The 20,972-nt window shown below is 46.4% G+C and carries 14 protein-coding genes; 3 read left to right on the top strand and 11 right to left on the bottom strand.

What is annotated here, in order from left to right; genetic code table 11:
- The first annotated feature begins 217 nt into the window (after positions 1–217).
- The 3 genes from AC27IJ_RS24720 to AC27IJ_RS24710 all read left to right on the top strand — a co-directional run bounded on the left by AC27IJ_RS24720 (position 218) and on the right by AC27IJ_RS24710 (position 5,545).
- Complete coding sequence (locus AC27IJ_RS24720) at positions 218–2,044, top strand: sugar phosphate nucleotidyltransferase (protein WP_312441406.1); 1,827 nt, start codon at positions 218–220, stop codon at positions 2,042–2,044.
- A 380-nt stretch (positions 2,045–2,424) separates the two neighbouring features.
- Positions 2,425–3,522 carry a cell wall-binding protein gene (locus tag AC27IJ_RS24715; RefSeq protein WP_312441405.1) on the top strand — a complete coding sequence of 366 codons (1,098 nt, stop codon included), beginning with the start codon at positions 2,425–2,427 and terminating at the stop codon, positions 3,520–3,522.
- A gap of 229 nt (positions 3,523–3,751) precedes the next feature.
- Positions 3,752–5,545, top strand: a complete 1,794-nt coding sequence (locus AC27IJ_RS24710) for a GH25 family lysozyme (RefSeq protein ID WP_312441404.1) — start codon at positions 3,752–3,754, stop codon at positions 5,543–5,545.
- Between the two features lie 431 nt (positions 5,546–5,976).
- Here the strand turns inward: AC27IJ_RS24710 and AC27IJ_RS24705 are convergent, their stop codons facing one another.
- From AC27IJ_RS24705 to AC27IJ_RS24655, 11 genes are all read right to left on the bottom strand, one after another.
- Complete coding sequence (locus tag AC27IJ_RS24705) at positions 5,977–6,912, bottom strand: glycosyltransferase family 2 protein (protein ID WP_487151226.1); 936 nt, start codon at positions 6,910–6,912, stop codon at positions 5,977–5,979.
- 100 nt (positions 6,913–7,012) lie between these two features.
- Entirely contained in the window at positions 7,013–9,271 is a 2,259-nt protein-coding gene (locus AC27IJ_RS24700; protein WP_487151224.1) for a sodium:solute symporter, read from the bottom strand.
- A 103-nt stretch (positions 9,272–9,374) separates the two neighbouring features.
- Positions 9,375–10,754 carry a hypothetical protein gene (locus AC27IJ_RS24695; protein ID WP_487151222.1) on the bottom strand — a complete coding sequence of 460 codons (1,380 nt, stop codon included), beginning with the start codon at positions 10,752–10,754 and terminating at the stop codon, positions 9,375–9,377.
- Positions 10,755–10,770: 16 nt separating this feature from the next.
- A complete protein-coding gene (locus AC27IJ_RS24690) occupies positions 10,771–12,594 on the bottom strand; it encodes a hypothetical protein (RefSeq protein WP_487151221.1) in 1,824 nt (607 codons plus the stop codon).
- Positions 12,595–12,702: 108 nt separating this feature from the next.
- Positions 12,703–13,338, bottom strand: a complete 636-nt coding sequence (locus tag AC27IJ_RS24685) for a D-sedoheptulose-7-phosphate isomerase (protein ID WP_313154901.1) — start codon at positions 13,336–13,338, stop codon at positions 12,703–12,705.
- A gap of 5 nt (positions 13,339–13,343) precedes the next feature.
- Positions 13,344–13,922: a D-glycero-alpha-D-manno-heptose-1,7-bisphosphate 7-phosphatase gene (locus tag AC27IJ_RS24680; protein WP_313154900.1), complete on the bottom strand. Its 579-nt coding sequence runs from the start codon at positions 13,920–13,922 to the stop codon at positions 13,344–13,346.
- A gap of 129 nt (positions 13,923–14,051) precedes the next feature.
- Positions 14,052–15,122 (bottom strand): GHMP family kinase ATP-binding protein, encoded by a 1,071-nt coding sequence (locus AC27IJ_RS24675; RefSeq protein WP_312441393.1) that lies wholly within the window; start codon positions 15,120–15,122, stop codon positions 14,052–14,054.
- Positions 15,116–15,826, bottom strand: coding sequence for a nucleotidyltransferase family protein (locus AC27IJ_RS24670; protein ID WP_312441392.1), 711 nt, complete (start codon positions 15,824–15,826; stop codon positions 15,116–15,118). The genes AC27IJ_RS24675 and AC27IJ_RS24670 overlap by 7 nt, the downstream gene beginning before the upstream one ends.
- Positions 15,827–15,885: 59 nt before the next feature.
- Positions 15,886–16,980, bottom strand: coding sequence for an acyltransferase family protein (locus AC27IJ_RS24665; RefSeq protein ID WP_312441391.1), 1,095 nt, complete (start codon positions 16,978–16,980; stop codon positions 15,886–15,888).
- Between the two features lie 111 nt (positions 16,981–17,091).
- Complete coding sequence (locus tag AC27IJ_RS24660; protein WP_487151217.1) at positions 17,092–20,205, bottom strand: glycosyltransferase; 3,114 nt, start codon at positions 20,203–20,205, stop codon at positions 17,092–17,094.
- On the bottom strand, positions 20,192–20,971 hold the full coding sequence (locus tag AC27IJ_RS24655) for a class I SAM-dependent methyltransferase (protein WP_312441389.1): 780 nt from the start codon (positions 20,969–20,971) through the stop codon (positions 20,192–20,194). Before AC27IJ_RS24655 ends, AC27IJ_RS24660 begins: the two co-directional genes overlap by 14 nt.
- Position 20,972: the final 1 nt, after the last annotated feature.

The raw sequence follows: 20,972 nt of genomic DNA, 5'->3' as shown, positions 1-20,972 counted from the left end.
TCAATCTTTAAGAGCCAATAACCAAGCCTTACCGGCAATTTAATTATAATCATTCACTTCAACCTTTTATCACAATCTTCTATATACAATCCCATCACATTCCCCTATTGCAATTTACCATTTCAATGGTATAATGTTCATATATTTGTAATAATCACAAATTCTGAACACCTTACGCAAATTTACCAATTATAAACTATACGGAGGTCACACGACTATGGATCGTAACGTCATCATCTGCCGTTCCATTCTGGAAAACCCGGCAGTCACACAGAGAGATTTATCGAAAGAGCTTAATGTTTCCCTGGGAACCGTTAATAACCTAATAAAGGAATGCATAGAAAAAAAATACATTGAGATTGGAAACGGCAATGATTTATACGAACTGCTCCCAGCAGGCCAAGCCCTTCTAAACGAAAACAAAGTTGACGGCGCCGTCATCATCGCTGCCGGCTTCGGCTCCCGTTTCGTCCCCTTAACTTTCGAAACCCCCAAAGGATTGCTGGAAGTATTCGGAGAGCGCATGATCGAACGGCAGATCCGCCAGCTTCACGAAGCCGGAATCAGGGACATCACTATTGTGGTCGGCTATCTAAAGGAAAAATTTGAATACCTTATAGACAAATATCAGGTGAAGCTTCTATACAATCCCGAATACTCCCAAAAAAACACCCTGGCCACCATTTATCACGCCCGTGAACTACTCCGTGGAAGAAATATGTATGTCCTCTCTTCTGACAACTGGATGCGCCATAACATGTACCATGCCTACGAAGGCGGCGCATGGTACTCTGCGTCACACATGGAAGGGGAGACCTCCGAATGGTGCCTTGATTATAATAAGAAGGGACGCATTTTAAATGTATCCGTAGGCGGCCAGGACAAATGGGTGATGTACGGACCGGTTTTCTTCTCGAAATCATTCTCAGAGCAATTTCTGACCGTATTAGAAAATTATTATCAACTGCCCGGAACAGAGCAGTTTTACTGGGAAAATGTCTACATGGAAATGCTGTCCGGAGAGGCCGCTAAGAGGCTTCCTCATATCCCGGAAGCAAAGCAAGACATTGATCTGTTCGTCAACAGAAGACCGGCTGACGAGGTATATGAATTCGAGAACCTGGAAGAACTGCGCCGCTTTGATTTGAAATACCAGCACCATTCCGATAATGAAGCCATGGAATTAGTATCTTCCGTATTTCATGTGCCCGAGTCGGAAATCACAGAAATACGGTGCTTAAAATCAGGCATGACCAACAAATCCTTCCTTTTTAAGATTAAGGACCGCCATTATATCTGTCGCATCCCAGGAGCCGGAACAGATCTCCTGATCAACCGGCAGCAGGAAAAAACGGTTTATGATGTCCTGAGCGGACTGGATATCACGGAAAAGGTTATTTACTTTAACGGGGAAACCGGATATAAGATTGCGGAATTTTATGAAGGCACTCACAATGCCAACCCTTCCAGCCGGGAAGAAATGGAACGCTGCATGGCGGTTGTCCGGAAGCTCCACAAATCCGGGCTTAAGGTAGACCATTCTTTTGACATTGGAGAACGAATCGATTTCTACGAAAAACTTTGTAGGGCCCATGGGGAAATCCCGTTTGATGATTACAACTTAGTCCGCAGGCAGATGACTGAGCTTTTAAACCGACTGGACAGCCTGGGACATAAGAAGGTCCTTTCCCATATTGATACGGTGGTCGACAACTTCTTAATGATGCCTGACGGTGGTGTACGCTTAATTGACTGGGAATATTCCGGAATGTGCGATCCCCTTATAGACATCGGCATGAGCGCGATTTACTCCTATTTAAATGAAGAAGAAACAGATGACCTCATAAGGATCTACTTAGAACGGGAGCCTTCTGAGGAGGAGCGGTTCACCATTTACGCTTATATGGCTCTCGGCGGCTTCCTTTGGAGTCTATGGGCAGTATACAAAACGTTCTTAGGTGATGAATTTGGCGAATATACCATAATCATGTATCGTTATGCAAAAAACTATTATAAAAAATGCTCTGAAATCTCCAAAATATGAGATTTTTGGAAATTGTCCGCAAATCGTAATAAAATGTTTAGGTATTCCTGTCAGTTCTATGCTATAATGTACACGAATGCAATGAGCAGTGCGAAATAAGTCAGGGAAAGATTTTCGTTGTGCTTGCACATAAGAAAATCTTTTCATGACTTATTTCATAGGGCGAAAGCCCGTGAGCTCACAAAACCACAGGTTTTGTGAGCGTGCACTGCGGGTTAGTTGCCTGCATTGTGAGCTAGTTGCCCGCATTGTGAGCTAGTTGCCCGCACTGTGAGCTACTTGCCCGCACTGTGAGCTACTTGCGCGCCCTGCGTGCTACTTACACGCACTGCGGATCTATGGTATGTGAATAAAATAGCTAGAACAGGAGGAAGGACGGTATGCAATACAGAAAGAAAATGACGGCGCTGCTCATAGCAGGGCTTGTAGGAACCACTACTCTGATACCGGCAGGTACGGCCTGGGGTGCCACTGGCTGGGTTGCAGAGGGTTCCCAGTGGAAGTATTTAGACCAGGATGGTTCCGCTCATAAAGGCTGGGTAAAAACATCTGACGGAACCTTTTATTTTCTTGATCTCTCTACAGGCTATATGGCTACTGGATGGAAGCAGATCAATGGAAACTGGTACTACTTTCATTCCAACGGCGCAATGGCTACCAAGTGGATACAAAACGGCGGAAAATATTTTTACCTTATGGATGACACAGGCGTCCTTGTTAAAGGCTGGTTAAAAATAGGCAATGACTACTATTACATGAAAGGCGACGGTTCCATGTCTACCGGATGGCGGGAAATGGACGGCGGCTGGTATTATTTTAAAGAAAACGGAAAATGCATCATTGGATGGGGACAGATCGGAAGTGACTGGTTTTATTTTGGCTCTGACGGCAAAATGGTCACCGGATGGAAGCAGATTGATAATTCCTACTATTATTTGAATGTGGATTCTAAATCCGTGTTAGGTCGGATGATGACCGGCTGGCTCAGTGACGGAACCAACAAGTATTATATGGACAGCAATGGAAAGATGGCACACGGATGGAAACAGATTGAAGGCTCCTGGTATTATTTTAATGATTCCGGGCATATGATGACCGGCTGGGTACAGCTTTCAGGCGTTTATTATTATCTTGATCCATCTACTGGTAAGATGGCTGCCAACACTACCCTTACCATTGACGGAAAAAGCTATACCTTTGGTTCCAATGGAGCTTACCAGGAAAATTCTTCCGGTACTCCTTCCGGTTCAACCAATGGAAACAGCCCCGGAAGCTCATCAACCGGCTCCTCCAATACACCGGGCGGGACCAATTCGACTTCATCAGACTCTAACGGACCAGGAGGCTCCTCTTCCGACGGTAATACTTTAAGCGGAGCCCCGGGAAGCTCTACAAGCTACACTCCGGGCGGTTCAACTAATCCTTCAGACAATAACGGATATCAGTTGTCACCAGGGCTTACCAATGGTCCCGGCTGATCTCATATGAATTAGTATCTGTGTGGGTATCTGCACCTCGGCGCGGATACCCTTTTATTTACGCGGATAACGGACCGGACAGATGAGATTAAGTTTGCTTGGTGCTGCCGCGATAACCGGGGAACTTGTAAAGCAAGTTTCTTCTGAATTTTGTGCGCCTGTGTTTTCATTCCGTAAGCATGAAAGCGCACAGCATTTCATAGTACTCGAATGATAAGGAGGTATCACATTGAGACACAAGAAAATAGGCATGCAAATTGCCGCAGCAGCGTTATGTGCCCTTATAGGAATGTCAGCGGGGTTTGGCCCGGCCATGAACTCCTGGGCAGCAGGCTACGAAAAGGTCAATGGTCATTATCAGCTTGCAAACGGTACGGTAATTGAACAGGTAATTGCCAGAGGAATCGACGTCTCCAGATGGCAGGGAAATGTAAATTGGGCGGCTGTGGCGTCAGATGATGTCAGCTTTGTCATGCTGGGCACCAGATCCAAGGGTATTGTGGATCCGTATTTCCATACCAATGTACAGGGTGCTTCAGCAGCAGGGTTAAAAGTCGGTGCTTACATATATTCTCTGGCTACAACTCCGGATATGGCCAGGGAAGAAGCGGATTTTGTCCTCAGTCTGGTAAAGGATTATCCTATTTCCTTTCCCATCGCTTTTGATGCAGAAGACAGCGCCACCCTTGGCACCCTCCCTCCTGCACAGGTGAGTGAAGTAATCAACGCATTCTGCCAGCGCATTGCAGACGCAGGATATTACCCCATCGTTTATGCCAATGATTACTGGCTATCGAATAAAATAGATTTATCCAATATGCATCATGACGTGTGGGTTGCCCGTTATGAGGCAAAACATGTTTATTCCAACCCAATAATGTGGCAGGTCACCAGCACCGGTTCAATCAACGGTATCAACGGAAACGTTGACATTGACTTCCTCTATAAGGACTTAACTCCAAAACTTCCGGGAAATATGTGGAGAACCATTGGAGGAAAGACCTATTACTACCAGAATTATTCTATCCAGAAAAATGCCTGGATCAACGATGGCTCCGGATGGTTCTATATGAACGATGAGGGACTGGCTGCCACCGGATGGTATAATAAGGATGGTCTTCGTTATTATCTTGACGAAACTTCCGGACGGATGAACACCGGATGGAAGCAGCTTTCCGACAAATGGTATTTCTTTAATCAAAGCGGCTCCATGAATACCGGCTGGCTTACTGACAATGGAGCACGCTATTACCTTGGTTCTGATGGTACCATGGCTACCGGCTGGCAGGAATTAAACAGTCAGTATTACTACCTGGATGCTTCTTCCGGCCAAATGGCTACCGGATGGAAGAATTTAAACGGCAAGTGGTATTTCTTACAGGAAAGCGGCGTGATGGCTACCGGATGGCTGGATAACAATGGCACCCGGTATTACTTAAATAATGATGGTACCATGGCAACGGGCTGGTATACCGAAGGCTCCTCCAAGTATTATCTGTCAGGAAGCGGTGCAGTTTCTACAGGATGGCAGCTCATCGATAACAGCTGGTATTTCTTTAACCAGAGCGGAGCCATGACTACGGGCTGGATCAATCCTGACGGAAGCTGGTACTATATTGCAAATGACGGAAAAATGCAATCCGGATGGTTTGAGGATCGGGGAGCCAAGTATTATTTAAGCACTTCTTCCGGTAAGATGACCGTTGGCTGGAGACAGATCGATGGATATTGGTATTACTTTGGCGGAAACGGCGCCATGGCAACCGGTATGACACAGGTCAATGGCGTACAGTATTACTTAAATCCGGCTGACGGAAAGATGACTGCCTCTACTACCTTTGTGCTTGATGGAATCTCCTATACGGCCAATGCTAGCGGCGCATGCACTGTGACTCCGCAGACGGCCTCCGGTCAGACGGAAGGAGAAACAACGGCAGAAAGTCAGGCCGGGCAGACGGAAACTGCTCCTACTGATTCCACCGCCAATCAGACAAATGAAATCGGACCTGGAATACATAAATAAACATCAGAAGGGTCTGCTGCAAAACAGATTTGTAATGACAACTCATCTAAAGAAATAACTCTATAAACAGGTAAATGCGCTTTGAAATCGGTTTTTTAAGCCCGATTCAAAGCGCATTTCTCGATTCAAAGTCGTTATACAACACCTCTTATACAAAACCCCTTATGCAAAATCTCTTATAAAAGACACTAATAAAAATCTCTTATAAATGTATCTAATAAATATATCTAACAAATATCCCTAATAAATATCCCTAATAAATGTATCTAATAAATATCTCTAACAAGTCCCTAATAAATATCTCTAATAAATACCTCTAATAAATGTCTCTAATAATATCTCTAATAAATATCTCTAATAAATATCTCTAATAAATATCTCTAAGCAAGTAACTCTCTCTAACAATAGTCTTTTACAGCCATAGCCATCATCTACTCCGAGAAGTTCTTCGTCTCCCCAACAATATAAATAGGCCTGTCCTTTAACTCCGCAAACAGAATGGCAATGTAATTGCCAATAATCCCAACGATCAGGAACAACACCGCAAACATAAAGCAGATCAGCACGATGGTAGTAGCATACCCGTTTGGCGTCCCTACCCTTGCCCAGCTCCATATTGTATAAATCATCATGATGATCCCCAAAACCCCTGCGCCGCAGCCAGCATAGATTCCAAGCTTCAGAGGCAGATTGGAAAAGCACATGATGGTATTTAAGGAAAAGGCCATCAGCTTTTTAATGCTGTATTTGCTTTCCCCAGCTACCCTGACTCCCGCTTCATATTCAATGGTGGCCCGGTTAAAACCGATGTTTTGCACATATCCCCGCAGGAAGCGTACCTTTTCCCTGTAATTGTCCTTTAGCACCGTACCAGCCCGTCCGGATATTGCAAAAAAATCAGAAGCATTTGGCTCAAATTTCACATCAGAAAGTACGTTGATCAAATGGTAAAAGGCAGAAGAAGCAAAATTTTTAAACCAACCTGCGGACTCATTTTTTGTGCGCACCATATTGATGACATCATAGCCATCCTCAAACTTCCTGACGATTTCCGGCAAATACTGGGGAGGATGCTGTAAATCCGCATCCATGCAGACGATCCCATCCCCGCTGCTGTAATCCAAGCCGGCAATCATGGCCGCCTCATGGCCAAAGTTCCTGGAAAAGCTGATGACCTTTACCTTTTTATCAAGCCTTGACAAATCATCAAGTATCTTCATGGTACCATCCTGGCTTCCGTCATTGACGAAAATCAATTCATAATCCCAGATAAGTTTATTTAAAATTTTGGCCGTTTCCTGATAGAACTGGCCCAGAGCCAGCTCCTCATTGTAGCATGACACCACGACCGATAATGTTTTTCCCATATTTGCCTCCTAATGAATCAATTGGATCTACTTGCCTCTCCTATCAATTCACAATCTCTAGGTTGAAAGATGCTTTCCTCTCATCCTTTTGCTCATCATGCTATTGTTCATTTGTTTTCTTTTTTATATAACATTGTTCAAATTCTGTCAATGCCTGGGCCGATTTTTCACTGTAATCTCCGTTCACATCCACAACGGCCAAAAGGTTTCCGTTGTCATAGCATACGGGTATCAGCTTTCCCCATTCGATCAAATCCCTGACCAGGGTGTAGGAACGGTTCTCTTCTCCCGTATAGCCCGCCTGGACATAGACATAATCTGACTTTGCATAATCCATGAACTCCACGAAATAATCCATTTTCTTCACCAGTGTCACATTTCCCCATACCCCTGTAATGTCATCGTAAGATTGGACGTTGCATGGGAATGCCAGCACATCCGGATGATCTCCTATGGCAACGAGACGTGTTTCCGGGTCGGCGGCAAGGATATCCCATATCTCCCCGTTTCCTTTTGATACCATATCCTGTCTGGCGGCCTCCTGATGGTCGTAATAGCCTTTATGATGAAATGACACAGGAGTAAAGCCAAGGCTCCAATTCCAGCTGGTCATGGCCGTAAAGAATACGGAAAACATAAGCACCCAGACTCCGGCTCCTATTCCTCCACGCCACACAGCCTTTTCCCTTGCTTCCGCCGCTGTCTTCAGGACATATACCGTTGTAAGTACATAGAAAAGCATGAAATAATTCCCGTCAACCTGGGTCAGCAGGCCTAAGCTGATAAGATTGACCACCAAAAACGGTATATAGATTACTTTTAGAAAAACAGACAGCTGACAATTCTTTCTTCTATCCACATTCTTGCCGTAAAAACAGCTTACAATCCACAATAAGAGAAGAAAAAACAGCAGAAATCCACCCCAGGCAAGGATCACATGATCCATATCCTCTCCCACAGGACAAAAGAAAAATCCATGAAGCCGGTTTGCTAAGTGCACTGCTTTTTCCTTTAGGGACATTCCGGCGCCGTAATTAGGTATGCTATTAACCATGAACGGGTATTTCAAGTGAAATCCTATCTTTGTAAGCAAGGAGGAAAACACCGAGGTAAGGGGAAGTCCTGTTAATACCAACGTTCTTGTCCAGATTCCTCCTAAGGCAAGTAGCGCGCCTGCCATAACTGCCAACCCACCGCCATTTCCTTCTTCCGCTCCGAATTTAGGAAGCAAAAGTTTTCCTAACAGATACAAAAATCCCATTCCAAAAACAGCGGTGGAAAAGATCAGGGCCGTTGGTTTTAAGGTCAGGCTGAGAAAAAAGGCCGCCGTCCCATATCCCAGATAGCGCCAGGATTTTCGCCCTGCTTTTATATAACACAGCAGGTAATACACCATGATCTCCTGGACAAGCAGTGTGATGATATCGCTTTTGGCCGTAACCGCCATGTTCATGATGCCCGGAACTCCTGACAGCAGGGCCGCCAAAAAGACTGCCTGCTCCTGTTTCATATAAAAGCGGCCGATTTTGTAACCCATAAAAAGGACTCCCAATGACAGCCATAAATTGACCGAAGTTACAAAGCTATAGGAAGGAAGCTGGGATAAGGGCAGCGTCAGGACCTCAAAGCCTTTTGAATAGGTATAGACGATCCCGATGGTACCCAGATTCTCATAAATCCCGTGTCCATTGTCCAGGATATACCGGGACCTGACTCCATACCAAAGGCTGTCATAATCCACGGCAATATTTAGCCGCCCTGCCTGAAGGCAAACCATGGTCAGGAGAAATGCCAGTAAAAAGATCTCTTTGCCGCTGAAGGTCAGCCCATTCCCTTTCTCTCCATTGCCCAGGCAGGACCTTCCGAAAAGAAGCAGGATCCCGGCGCTTATAAAGACAAAAACGGTCAGATGACCGATGGAACCAATACCAACGACCGACATAAGGCAAAACGTGACCAGGAGAAAGGCCGCGCCGGTGAGAAAGTCGGAAGCCAGCCCGTCAGCCTTTGGGAGCTTCCATAAGGATACCCGGAGGAAACGTCCGAAGAACAGGATATAGGCCAGATACAGCCCGGATACCAGCACCGGAACAAAGGCTACGTGCGCCCACAAAAAGACGGCCGTAATAAGGACCGCCGCTATAAGCTTCTGCCTGTTCTTTGGGAATAAAATTCCTGACAAACAGAAGGCAGCAAACAGCTCCGCCGTCTCTGCCATCATGGTCTTATATTCCCTCTGGTTCATGATCCACTGAAAAACTTCCTGGTTTAATATCTGGTTTAAAGAATACAGTATTCCTGCTGCTGAAAGAACCATAAACAGCAGGACTCCAATCCCACGTTTCTGTGATCGATCCATAAAAACCCCCGACTGTCATTTTGTATACGAATGAATCAAGCGAATATGCCTGCATATCCAATTAATTCACAAACAAGAGTTGAAAGAAGGGTTTCTTTCAACCTTACCGTTTAAAGTCATTTCGGAATACGCTATATCCGTTTTCCTTTAAGATCGTCAGCGCACTCCGCACCTTGGCACCGCTGTCAGCCAGGGTGGGCCTGTACTCAAATCCGGCTCTCAGCTGGTCATCGGTGGCTGTTTCAAAGTTTAGGGCCAGCTCTGCCCTTATTTCATAGTTATCCCTGCGGTAAGGGGCCTTTTTTATCTCTGTGTATGTGGTATAGCAGTTTCCTGCCAGAAACAGCGCACAGGCCCCCCAGGCGGCAATCTGAAGGATAGGCTTTCCCTTCCTCTTCCACTGCTTGGATAATAAGGCAAAGGTCAGCAAGATCCCAAGGATACCGGACTGGAACTGAAGGGCATATCTGGAGCTCAAGCCGTAATTTTCCTTAAGAAATATCCACCTGGACAAAAGGATGAGCACATGGTTCAGCCCTCCCGATACGATGAGTACGACAGGAAGGACTGTCTTCTCATACAGGCGGTACCGTAAATTTACCCACAGTGCAAGCAGATACAAAAGAATGACCAGAAAACCAAGGATCAGATACGGCGCATTGGTCCGAAACATTTCCTCAGCCTGCTCTCCTCCTACGACCATGGAAGAAAAAGATTTCACGAAAAAGCGGAGGAAAAAACCGGGAGTATCTCTTAACTGGACAAGCAGAGGCACGGTCGCCGGGGCCGCATGGTCTTCCACTGCATATGCATTGCTCCACAAATACAGCAAAAGGGGGATCAGGGCGCAAAGGCCGTTTAAACCCCATCTGTTTCTTGAATCATCCTTCTTTAACAGGAACATCAGGCCACAGGCTAAAATTACCGTCACCGAATAGATTGCACAATAAGGACCTGCCACCAGCAGTGTTATAAAAAACGGTAGGAGCAGGAGCCTTATCCTGTCATATTTCTTTTCCTGTCCGCTCCATACCCGGTCCATCACCTCATAATGGTAATAGAAGCATGCAAAGGACAGGAAATGAGCCCAGCCACTTCCATTGACCAGCATTTCCCATTTGTTAAGGCTGAAAAGCACTATCATTAAAGCACCAAACCAGCCGGGAGAAATTTTCCTGCGGCTGCAGTAGCTTCCCAGAGCCAGCCCGGAAAGCCCCAGGGCCAGAACGCCTAACACACGGTCAAACATGATGTTGTATCCAAAAAATGAGACATTAAGGATCCTACCCAGATAATTGACCGGGATCCTGGTCAGGACATCCGGCACAAAGAAGGCAGCCGGATTCCATACGTCAGGCAGATAACTGTTCACAAGGCGGACGTAATCGGTATAGATACCGTCACAGGTTGCCGTAAAAATATACCAGAGGCCAAAAATAGTCCCCAAAAGAGGAAGCAGGCCATATAGATACTTTCGCTTCATGTTTTCACCTCTGCCCTTAATTTGCCGTTATGGAAGCAACCACAGAGAGGTGCTTTTCCCCTCTTTGCTCCGATGCATCCTCATAGAAAAAGTTACTTTCAAAGGCCAGTTCCGTGACCTGAAAGGCCGGTGCGTCAATTTCAGCCGTTACCGTATTGGAGGTGATGGGAATGACCTGGTTATCCGTTCCATTTACAGTTACAGTGATCTGTTCAAGACCGGTGATGACGCCGGGGTAATAGAATTTAAAACCGATCTTTCCTTCTTTTCCTGCCATGATCCGGACTTTGGCACTTTCATCCAGCCAGCCATCCTCATAACAGCCATAGACCGGCTCAAATTTTAATCTCCGTACAAAATCCGTTACATCCTGAAATGCGTTATGGGCCGGGTCTTCCCTCAGTATCAGCATGTTTGGAGTCACCAGACCGATATCGTGGATGGATTGAATAAAAGAAACCTCGGTTCCCTCTGCCAGCCGCTCTTTATCAAAGGTTTTGAAAAAGGTCCTGGCAGTAAAATCACTCATTTCATAGGAGTTGCCGATGATGTAAATTTTCTTACCGAATATCTCATCCTTATATTTCCCGAAAGTCTCTTCTGCGAGGGAGTTGTACCGCAACTGAGAGGGCCAGTAATAAAGGTTCTCGTATTTTCCACGGTAAAAGCTTTCAACCGGAAGCATAAGAACGCCATATAGCAGGAACAGACCACAGTATAAAAGAGGTTTGGCAAGCTTTGCTTTTTCCTCCCCTTTCGGTACCGCTACACCGCACATGTAAGCGGCAAACAGCCATGCCGCCGTCATGGAAACATAGATCCACCGGGTCTCAACCCGTATGGTGACGCTGGATGAGCCAATGCACAGTGCGATGAATAAAAGAAACAGGCAGATCACAGGGAGGCGTTTTTTCAGCTTCTCCCGCTCCCGAATAACGGTTATAAGAAAAATCACGGTCATAATAAGGAGAAGGAAGTCTGCAAACACGACAAGAACATGAACCCAGTAAGGCGATCTTCCCCAGCTAAGTCCATTTAAATGATCAGGGCCTGCATTGATCCCAAATAAGTAAAGCACCTGGTTAATAGCATAACGGAAGGTATCCGATAGATGGAAAGTATCCGCCACATCCGTTCCCCCTGTCCCTGCCGGAGATATGCTTCCGATGGTAAGAAACCGGATCGCCTGCACCGCAAGGAACGCTCCTGTTATACTCAGCCACGGCTTTAGACCTTTTTCCTTTTTCATGAGGAACGCGACGTAAAATAAGGGCAAAAGCACCATGTAACGTTCATGGATAAAGCAGACGGAGAAATACATTGCCGTTGCAGCCGGTACAAACCATTTTCTCTCCACCTCATCGGTCAGATAACGGTAGAGACAGTAGAAAATGCCAATGGCCGCCCACAGCGCCATGCTTTCCATCAGGCCGTATACCTGGCTGATCTGGTAATAGGACATCCGGGAGAGCAGGTATAAAATCCCGCATAAAAAGCCAACCAATCCCCTGCCTGACAATCGCTTTCCAAACCGGTAAACCGTATAGGCAATGCAGCTATTTAAAAGGATATTAAAGGGAACAAACCAGCCGATGCGGTTTCCGAAAACCATCAGCTCCAGCCAGGAAGCCAGATAATAAACAAAACGGAACCGGGTACTTCCAAAAGGGAATACAAATTCGCGGAAAGACTGCTCTCCGTAACAGGACCAAAGGTATAAATCATCCATATAAAGCCCTTTTATCTCAATCCCCCTGTTTATGAAAAAAGCAAATCCCAGCAAAAGTGCGGCAGCGATGACCTCATCCTTCCACCCAGATATCCATTGTTTGTCTTTCATCTCTAGCCCCTTTCTTATTTTAATCCGCGCACCCCTGCATCGGAGCTGCGACCATAGTTATAACTCTCCCCGCCTTTATAGAAGCAGGGGAGCCCCTGACTACTTCAGTTAAAAGAACCGTTCCTCCAGCATCAGGCAGAGAACATGGTAAACCGGAAGGTGGAGTTCCTGTATTTTAAAGGTCTCTGTTTCCGGAACCACCACCGTCACATCCGCTGTCATCTTTAAATGTCCACCGTCTTTTCCTGAAAGACCGATGGTTTTCATGCCAATGGCCTTTGCTGCTGTCATAGCATACATGATATTCTTTGCATTACCGGAGGTGGATATTCCCAAAAATACATCCCCCTTCTTTCCGTATCCATAAGTCTGCTGGGCGTAGATCAATTCTCCGTCCACATCGTTTAAATACGCCGTAGAAAGACTGGGATGGCCGGTTAGGGCAATGGCCGGAAGACCTCCCTGAAGCTTTTCTCCCAATTCTTTTCCAAACTTAGGGTCCACCTCTAATAGCTTCCTGGCAAAATCTTCTGAAACGGCACGGCGTTTTACAAAGCCTTTCATCAATTCTCCTACGATATGCTCTGCATCCGCGCAACTGCCGCCGTTTCCGGCGATCAGCAGCTTCCCGCCGTTTTCATAGCAGGTAACCAGGATCTCGTAAGCTTCCCTGATTTGAGATTTTACACAGGCCAACACTGGGTAACGTTCAATCAGTTCTTCTAAATAGTTCATGGATTCCATGTTTCTCACACTCCTTCTTTTTTCAGTATCCAGTCCGCAGCTTCTTTCATGGTTGGGGCATAAAAATCAAAAGAATTCTTTTTCTCTGACTGGGTCAGATTGCCGTATAATTCTTTTCCATATCCGGTCCCTACCAAAACCGTGCCCACTCCGTATCTTCTTCCGGCTTCCGTATCCAGAAGCTTATCCCCGATCATATAAGAATGGGACTTGTCCACCGGAAAGCTTGTCTCCGCCATTTCAAACATTCCTGTTTCCGGCTTCCGGCAATGGCATTCCATCCGGTATTTTCCGATCCCGTGAACCGGATGGTGGGGGCAGTAATAAAAGCGGTCTATTTGGGCTCCTTCTTTTGAAAGGAGGCAGTTTAAATATTCATGGAGAGCTTTCACTTCCTCTTCTCCATAATATCCCCTTGCCACTCCGGCCTGATTGGTAATCACAACAAGCTTAAATCCCTGCTCTTTCAACCGTCTTAAGGCTTCCGCCACCCCTGGAAGAATCACCAGATCCTCAGGCCGGTGTAAGTATTCCACTTCCTCATTGATGGTTCCGTCCCGGTCTAAAAATACAATCCTGTCCATGGTTTTTCCCTCCTTATGCTGCCCTTTTAAATCACAGGAATTGCATCCTGGGTATTAAAACGCTTCGCTATGGATACGCGTGAGGCAACCGAACTCCGGAGCAAGAGTCTGTTTACAAACTGTTTGGGCCTACACTTGAAAATGATATTCGCCTCCTGGCATTGCCACCCGTACCTCCTGGTAATCCCAGCGTTTTTCGTCAGTGATCCACGCCTGGGCGCCACGCAGTTCAAAGTTCCAGTCCGTAAGCTGTCCTCCGGCTGCTTCCATGCGTGCGGCCACCTTATGGCGGACGTTATAGGGGCAATACACCAGAAGGAATCCGCCCCCACCGGCTCCTAAAAGTTTTCCTCCCAGGGCCCCTGCCTTTAATGCTTCCTCATAAAGCTCGTCAATATGAGGAGTGGAGATCTTACTGCTCATGCGCTTCTTGCTCTTCCAGCCGTAATCCAGAAGCTTTCCAAAGCTGTAAAGATTTCCTTTTAACAATTCATCCTTCATGGCATAGGCAAGAGCCTTTACCTCGCACATAGCATCAAAGGGATCTTTTTTTTCATAGTTCTTTACCTGATCCTTTATGATGTTGGCGGATATATGGATGTTTCCCGTATAGCAAAGAAGCAGATTATACTGCAGTTCATGTATGATTTCTTTTTTTATGCGGAGAGGGTTGACCACCACATTGTTGCGGCCATGGAACTCAATGAAGTTAAAGCCTCCAAAAGTAGCGGCATACTGGTCCTGATATCCGCCGTCGATCTTCAAATCCTCTCTCTCCACCTGATAGGCTAAATCTGCCATGGCATAGCTGTCCAGCTCCACGCCTTTCCATTTGGCCATGGCCGTTAATAAGGCCACCATAACGGTGGAGGAAGTGCCAAGGCCTGATCCCGGAGGAGCATCGCACTGTAAGTACACCTCACAGCCCTGTTTGATATCCATTGCCTTTAATGCCGCCGTTACCAGATCCAGGCGTCCGTCATATACATAATTTTCTTTTGTATTGTACTTGACTGTCATATCAAAGTCCAGGGAATGAACGATGATCTGGTCATCCTCCCTTGGTACGATGGAGCAATATGCGTACTTATTGATGGTACTGCCAATGATGGCCCCTCCCTGCTCCACACAAAATGGAACCACGTCGGTTCCTCCTCCGCCAAAGCTCACCCGCAGGGGAGCACGTCCTCTGATTACCATAAGTTCACTTCTCCTCTCTTCACATCTTCTGCAAAACGGTAATAATCTTCTGGAATTCCGATATCGATGAAATACCCGCCGCTTACAAGGCCGCCCAGCTTTTTCCCCTCTGAAAGCCACCTTGGAATCATTTCCTGCTCCAGGGACACCTTTCCTTCTGGAATCTCGTCAAGCAGATCCCGTCTGAGTAAATAAATGCCGCCGTTAATGGTTCCACTGCGCTTTTCCTCCGTCTTCTCATTAAAGGATTTAAGCCAGCCGTCTTCTAGAACAGCCTGTCCGTAGCGGGATACATCAGGCACCTCCCGGAGCACCAGAGCCATGTCTAAATCCCGCTCTTTGCCAAGTTCCATTAGCCTGCTGTAATCAATCCGGTAAAAGGTATCGGCATTTAATACAAGGAATCTGTCTGACTGTATTTGGGTCCCTGCATTTTTAATGGCTCCTGCGGTCCCTAACAGCTCTTCTTCATAAGCATAAGAAACCCGGATCCCCCATTTTGACCCGTCTTTAAAATATTCTTCTACCATTGATCCTTTATAGCCTACGGCAAAAATTATTGATTTTACTCCGTGGCGGATTAGCTCTAATACCACATATTCCATAAAAGGCTTGTCTCCGATCAGCGCCATTGGCTTTGGCCTGTCGCTTACCACGGAACGGAGACGTGTGCCAAGGCCGCCTGCCAGTAGTACTGCCTGCATAATTGTATCCTCCTGACATCTTTTCTAATGTTATTATATCATAAGTCCGCAGTGCAAGCTCATAAAACCTGCGGTTTCCCTGACCGGGACCGAAGCATACCGCCCAGGCCATGAATTGCCTTCCTTGCTCCTATTGCAAAAAGGACCGGAAGGACAATTCCCAAAACAAGGTACAGGATATGTAATTCCGGATAGGAGTGGGGGAATCCTCCCTGATTTTCTGCCGGTTCCAATATCATCCGGGCATAAATCCGGTCACAGATCTTAAACACCAGGAAATGAAGAGCCATGATATCAAAGGAATATCTTCCAATCAGGGCCGCAGCCTTACCTGCCTTCGGAACCTTCTGCAAACATTTGGCCACATAACAGCAGAGATAAATACCTGCTGCGGAAATGATATAAAAATTGATTCCTCCGGGTATCTGATTGGCGGACAGCTCCACACTTTCCCCTGTAAACATCAGGAAATAATAGAAAAGTCCCGAACAAAGGGCTGCACCATACCATGTCACATATCTTTCAAGGGATATCTTAAAAGTCCGCACAGCATATCCGCTATAATAAACCGGAATCATCAATAAGGCTGTCTGAAGATGGTAGTTTAAGAATATCTCCCTCCGGATGAGAGCTGTGCCAAAAAGCCCTGCTCCAATACAGAGAGCCGCTGCTGCCCATGGCCGGAAAGAATCCGGAAGATAGTTCCGGCAGAACCAGAGGATGACCGAAAAGCCTGTTCCTGCCGCCAGCATGAGAGGCACGAACCACATAGCTCCTGACGGGCCTTCCGGACAGCGGAGGAACAGGGTATTTGTCATGGCAAGGATCATCTCCTTTTTGCCGTAATCAGAATCAGACAGAAAAAGCAGATACTTAGAAAGCAGGTTATGTAATAAAACGAACAGGCCCCCATAGCAGAAATAGGGCACCCACATATTCTTTAACCTACGTGCGAAAAAGTCAAAGGGGGCATCCCCGTAGCGCTCTTCTTTGTATAAGTATCCTGAAATGAAAAAGAATATGGCCAGATGGTAATAATACACCGTCCGAATGGCAACTCCCAGATTCTGGGAATGACCAAACACAATGGAGACGATTCCGATCCCCTTTAAAATATCCCAAAACAGAAGCCGGTCCCTTTTTTTCTCTTCCATGTGATCCTCTTCCTTTCTTCTAACCTTCTCCTCAGTTCCTTTCTCTCAATTCAAGTGCGGTACAGCACCTCGCCCGGTCAGGCCGGGGCGAGGATGCATTAAACTTTACCGTTAAAAATCTTCTCCGATTACATTCCAGGCTGCCTCTATGCTGTGGTATTTGCGGATATAATCCTGAGTTTCCAGACACATCTGTTTGCATCGGCCAGCATCCTGATACAGGGAAACCACCTCTCCTGCAAAGGCTGCCGGCTCATCTCTCACCACCATGACCTTGTCTGCCTCAGGGATTCCCTCTGCACCGATGGACGTGGTGACCACCGGAGCGCCGTTATATAAGGCTTCGATGACTTTCCCCTTAACACCTGCGCCATAACGCAGAGGCACCACCACAATCCGGCAGTTTAAATAAAGACTTGCCAGTTCTTCTTCTGATACAAACCCTTTTACAATGATTCCGCTGCCCGGCTGCTCCAGAGCCTTAATCTCATCGGTTACTTTGGAGCCCACGATGTAGAAATTGATAGGAAGCTGTTCCCGGATTAAAGGGAATATTTCCTGTGCAAACCACAAAACTGCATCTGCATTAGGGGGATGAGCAAATCCTCCCACAAACAAGAGCCCTTCCCTCTTTTCAAAGTCATCAGGGATGTGGTTTAAGAACTTTTCATAAACATACGCTACAATAGCTTTTACATGGATAGAAGGCTCTATCTCATGAATGGCCTCCCTTTCCACATAGGAGGGATAATAGGATACCGCAGCCTTTCTCATAAGGCGAAGCTCCACAGACTTCCAGTACTCGGATGACTCCCTCTTCTTAGGATTTCCGGTCAGCTCATACTCTCTGCCTTCCCTTAAGAAATGCAGGTCATGCCCATAATAAATCATCTTGATGTTTGTTTTATCCTTGAGAAAATCCACATACTTGGCGGCAATATGAGGACGGTTCAAATAAGCTACCTTAATATCATTTCCATGTTCCTTTAACCAGTTCCATATCTGTGCCTGGTATTCCTTACCGTAAAGAATCTCAATTCCCATCTGCTGCAAAGCGGTGGAATATGGTTCCTCATGAAGGAAATTATCTCCCAGGAATTTCACTATATAGCCTTTTTCTATGAACATCTTCAAATACTGGAAAGTAGTCTTGGAGCCGGCATCCCGGTCATAGGTGGGAACATAATGGTCCACGACCAGGATAATGTCCTTGCCCTGGCTTCTCTCCCTGGCATGGAATACGTCGGGATTTCCGTCGTTTTCACTCTGCAGGTTAAATTCAGCCGCCCACTTTTCCCTTAACTTACGGCCATTTTCCACCTGGTAACGCTTAAGGCCTGAGCCGTTGACATCCGTTCCATTGGAAATGCCCTCAAAATGTATGACCTTGGACAGAGGCTGGTAAACCACCCGGAGGCCGGCCCTCCGCACCTCAAAGGCGAGATCCGAATCTTCGCAGTAGGCAGGGGCAAAACGGTCGTCAAATCCGCCGATCCGTTTCCATAGGTCATTGGAAAGAAGGATGGCAGCCCCGGATATATAGTCCACATCTTTTACATAGTTGTATTCCGGCTTATCCGGATCGTCAAGGCGTCCGTAATTCCAGCCGGAGCCGTCACGGAAGATGATCCCTCCTGCTTCCTGCAGGCGTCCATCGGGATAAACCAGCTTGGAGCCCACCATACCGATGGTTGGGTCTGATTCAATTAAGTTCACCAGGCTGCTTAACCAGCCTTCCGTCACCTGGGTGTCATTGTTAAGAAACATGACATATTTTCCCCTGGCAGCTTTGGCTGCCTGGTTGCAGTTGCGCAAAAATCCCTGGTTGGTTTCATTGCGGCATATAATTACGTTTTCCGTGAATTTTGAAAGCTCGGCTGTTGCATCCGTGGAAACATCATCCGCTATGATAACCTCATACACCACGTCCCCGGTATGTTCCAGAATAGACGCAAGACAGGCATAGGTATAATGGATCTGATTGTAGACCGGGATGATGATGGATACCATGGGGTGACCCTCTTTTATAAAACGGAGCTTTCCATGGGCCCGGTAGGCATCTCCAATCTTCATATCTCCTTCGATCAGGTTCCTCCCTTCCTCTGTTGTATAGAGGTGGAAAGACTTCAGCGGATGGAATACCGTATCCTTAGCATATAACAGCAGTTTCCGCTTTCTGGTCCCCTTTGGGAACCTTTCGTTAAAGATTCTGCCCAGCTTTCTTCTGACGCGGAAGATCAGTGCCTCATGCCCCTGAAGCCAGGAGATCGTTTCCCTCATATTGTCACAATCCGTCCGGAGAGTCTGAATGATCATCTCCTGGTTGGTCACATGATTATCGGTCAGGCGCTTCTCCTCCTGCTGTCTGGTGATGAGCACATCCTTTTCCCGAATCTCCATATCCATTTGGGAAAGACGTTCCTTTGTCTCATCGATCACCCGGGATAAGTCATACATATCCTCAGGCAAGGCATGGGTTTCCTGCATGTAATTGACCAGATAAATCTGCTGGTTCTCTCCGTGAACATATTCCTGGAAGCAGCGTTCCATCTCCGCATACGCTGGGATGCGGTCTGACTCCACACCGAACTCTTCCATAAAGGCTTCCATGGAATCATAGGATAAAAGGCTTTTATACTGCTCGTAAAAATAATAAAGAACCCGGAACTTTATAAAAGTGACCGGGACCGGGAAGGAAAATACCCATTCATAATCCAGGAGGTAAGGACCATCCTCAGTCATCATGATGTTCTCAAAAAGGCAGTCAATGTTGGAGGTTTTAAACGCCCAGTCTTTTTTTATGCTTTCATCCGAATCAGTGAGCGTTCCGAACGCCTCTTCAAATTCAGCCGTAATGGTAAAGGGAATGATGCAGTTTTCTTTCACGCCAAGGATCAGGGAAAGTGCGTCTTCCATTTTGGATACGGGAATCCTCCCATTACTGATCTCCTTTCCCAATAGCTCGGAAAGGGTATGGCCTCTAAGGAAATCGAAACGGGCGGTCCTTTCATCCGGACTTATGGAAACCCCGGCGACCTTAAGCCCCTGGCTTTGGGTAGCAAGGCTTTTATATTTTTCCCCAAGGGATTTTATATGTGCAACACCCTCAGGCCTTAAGGCCGTCTTTTCTACAAAAGGACAGCCTTCCGCTTCCACCAGGCTGGTACGGATCTGGAACGCTTCCCTGCGGGTCTTGTTGTATTTTACAAAGTTAATTTTCTTCATAGCGGCTCCAAATGGTTAAAAATGAATTGGCAAATGTCTCAAACTGCTTTCCCTCACATACCTCGTCAAACATCTTTCCTAAATCAAACCTCAGATATTTGGGATAATCATAAGCCAGAATTGCATGTGTTAAATCTCCCTTGCCCGGTAAGTACTCATCGGAATACATGGTAACAGGCAGGCGGTAATCCGGCATGGGATAATAGAATTCTGCCTTTCCCTGCTGTCCGTCTTCTCCGCACAAAAGTTCTAGAACCTCTGCCCTCGAAAGGCGGTCCTTGTCAGGAACTGCACCGGCCTGATATTTAAGACCTAAGCGGTTGCATATGGAAAGAATCAGCTTTCCTTCCGGCTTTAAAAGGGATTTTGCCTTTTTTATATGCTTGTCATAGGGCGGCATTAAGGATCCCACCATCACCACATAATCAAAGCCTTCCTCTTCAAAGGAGTCTAATTCTCCGGTTATATACCGGATGTTATCCTGTTTTTCATTGCGAAGCCGGTTCACAGACAGATTATTATGTTCTGGTTCAAGGACGGTTACCTGTCTGACCCGCCGGCTGTACAAGCCGGTCAGGGCACCATAGTCGGACCCTATCTGAAGCAGGGAGCCCGCCTCATCAAATTCATACCACTCCAGTAAGTTCTCGCGTATATCGGATAACGCATATAAGTAATCCAGATTAGGATGTTCCTGCAGCAGCTTTTTTGTATCCCCATCATATTTTAAAAACAGCTTCTTAAGTTCAGGGCTGATATCATTCATG

This window comes from Lacrimispora sp. YZC11 (assembly GCF_057543815.1).
The sequence above is the reverse complement of the archived record's forward strand: the minus strand, read 5'-3'. Positions and strand labels throughout refer to the sequence as shown.

What these genes read in the sequence shown, in the direction of transcription:
- AC27IJ_RS24665 (WP_312441391.1), bottom strand. Translation starts at nt 16,980, where the DNA reads ATGGAAGAGAAAAAAAGGGACCGGCTTCTGTTTTGGGATATTTTAAAG.
- AC27IJ_RS24675 (WP_312441393.1), bottom strand. Translation starts at nt 15,122, where the DNA reads ATGGTAATCAGAGGACGTGCTCCCCTGCGGGTGAGCTTTGGCGGAGGA.
- AC27IJ_RS24685 (WP_313154901.1), bottom strand. Translation starts at nt 13,338, where the DNA reads ATGGAATCCATGAACTATTTAGAAGAACTGATTGAACGTTACCCAGTG.
- AC27IJ_RS24670 (WP_312441392.1), bottom strand. Translation starts at nt 15,826, where the DNA reads ATGCAGGCAGTACTACTGGCAGGCGGCCTTGGCACACGTCTCCGTTCC.
- AC27IJ_RS24715 (WP_312441405.1), top strand. Translation starts at nt 2,425, where the DNA reads ATGCAATACAGAAAGAAAATGACGGCGCTGCTCATAGCAGGGCTTGTA.
- AC27IJ_RS24700 (WP_487151224.1), bottom strand. Translation starts at nt 9,271, where the DNA reads ATGGATCGATCACAGAAACGTGGGATTGGAGTCCTGCTGTTTATGGTT.
- AC27IJ_RS24660 (WP_487151217.1), bottom strand. Translation starts at nt 20,205, where the DNA reads ATGAAGAAAATTAACTTTGTAAAATACAACAAGACCCGCAGGGAAGCG.
- AC27IJ_RS24720 (WP_312441406.1), top strand. Translation starts at nt 218, where the DNA reads ATGGATCGTAACGTCATCATCTGCCGTTCCATTCTGGAAAACCCGGCA.
- AC27IJ_RS24695 (WP_487151222.1), bottom strand. Translation starts at nt 10,754, where the DNA reads ATGAAGCGAAAGTATCTATATGGCCTGCTTCCTCTTTTGGGGACTATT.
- AC27IJ_RS24690 (WP_487151221.1), bottom strand. Translation starts at nt 12,594, where the DNA reads ATGAAAGACAAACAATGGATATCTGGGTGGAAGGATGAGGTCATCGCT.
- AC27IJ_RS24680 (WP_313154900.1), bottom strand. Translation starts at nt 13,922, where the DNA reads ATGGACAGGATTGTATTTTTAGACCGGGACGGAACCATCAATGAGGAA.
- AC27IJ_RS24655 (WP_312441389.1), bottom strand. Translation starts at nt 20,971, where the DNA reads ATGAATGATATCAGCCCTGAACTTAAGAAGCTGTTTTTAAAATATGAT.
- AC27IJ_RS24705 (WP_487151226.1), bottom strand. Translation starts at nt 6,912, where the DNA reads ATGGGAAAAACATTATCGGTCGTGGTGTCATGCTACAATGAGGAGCTG.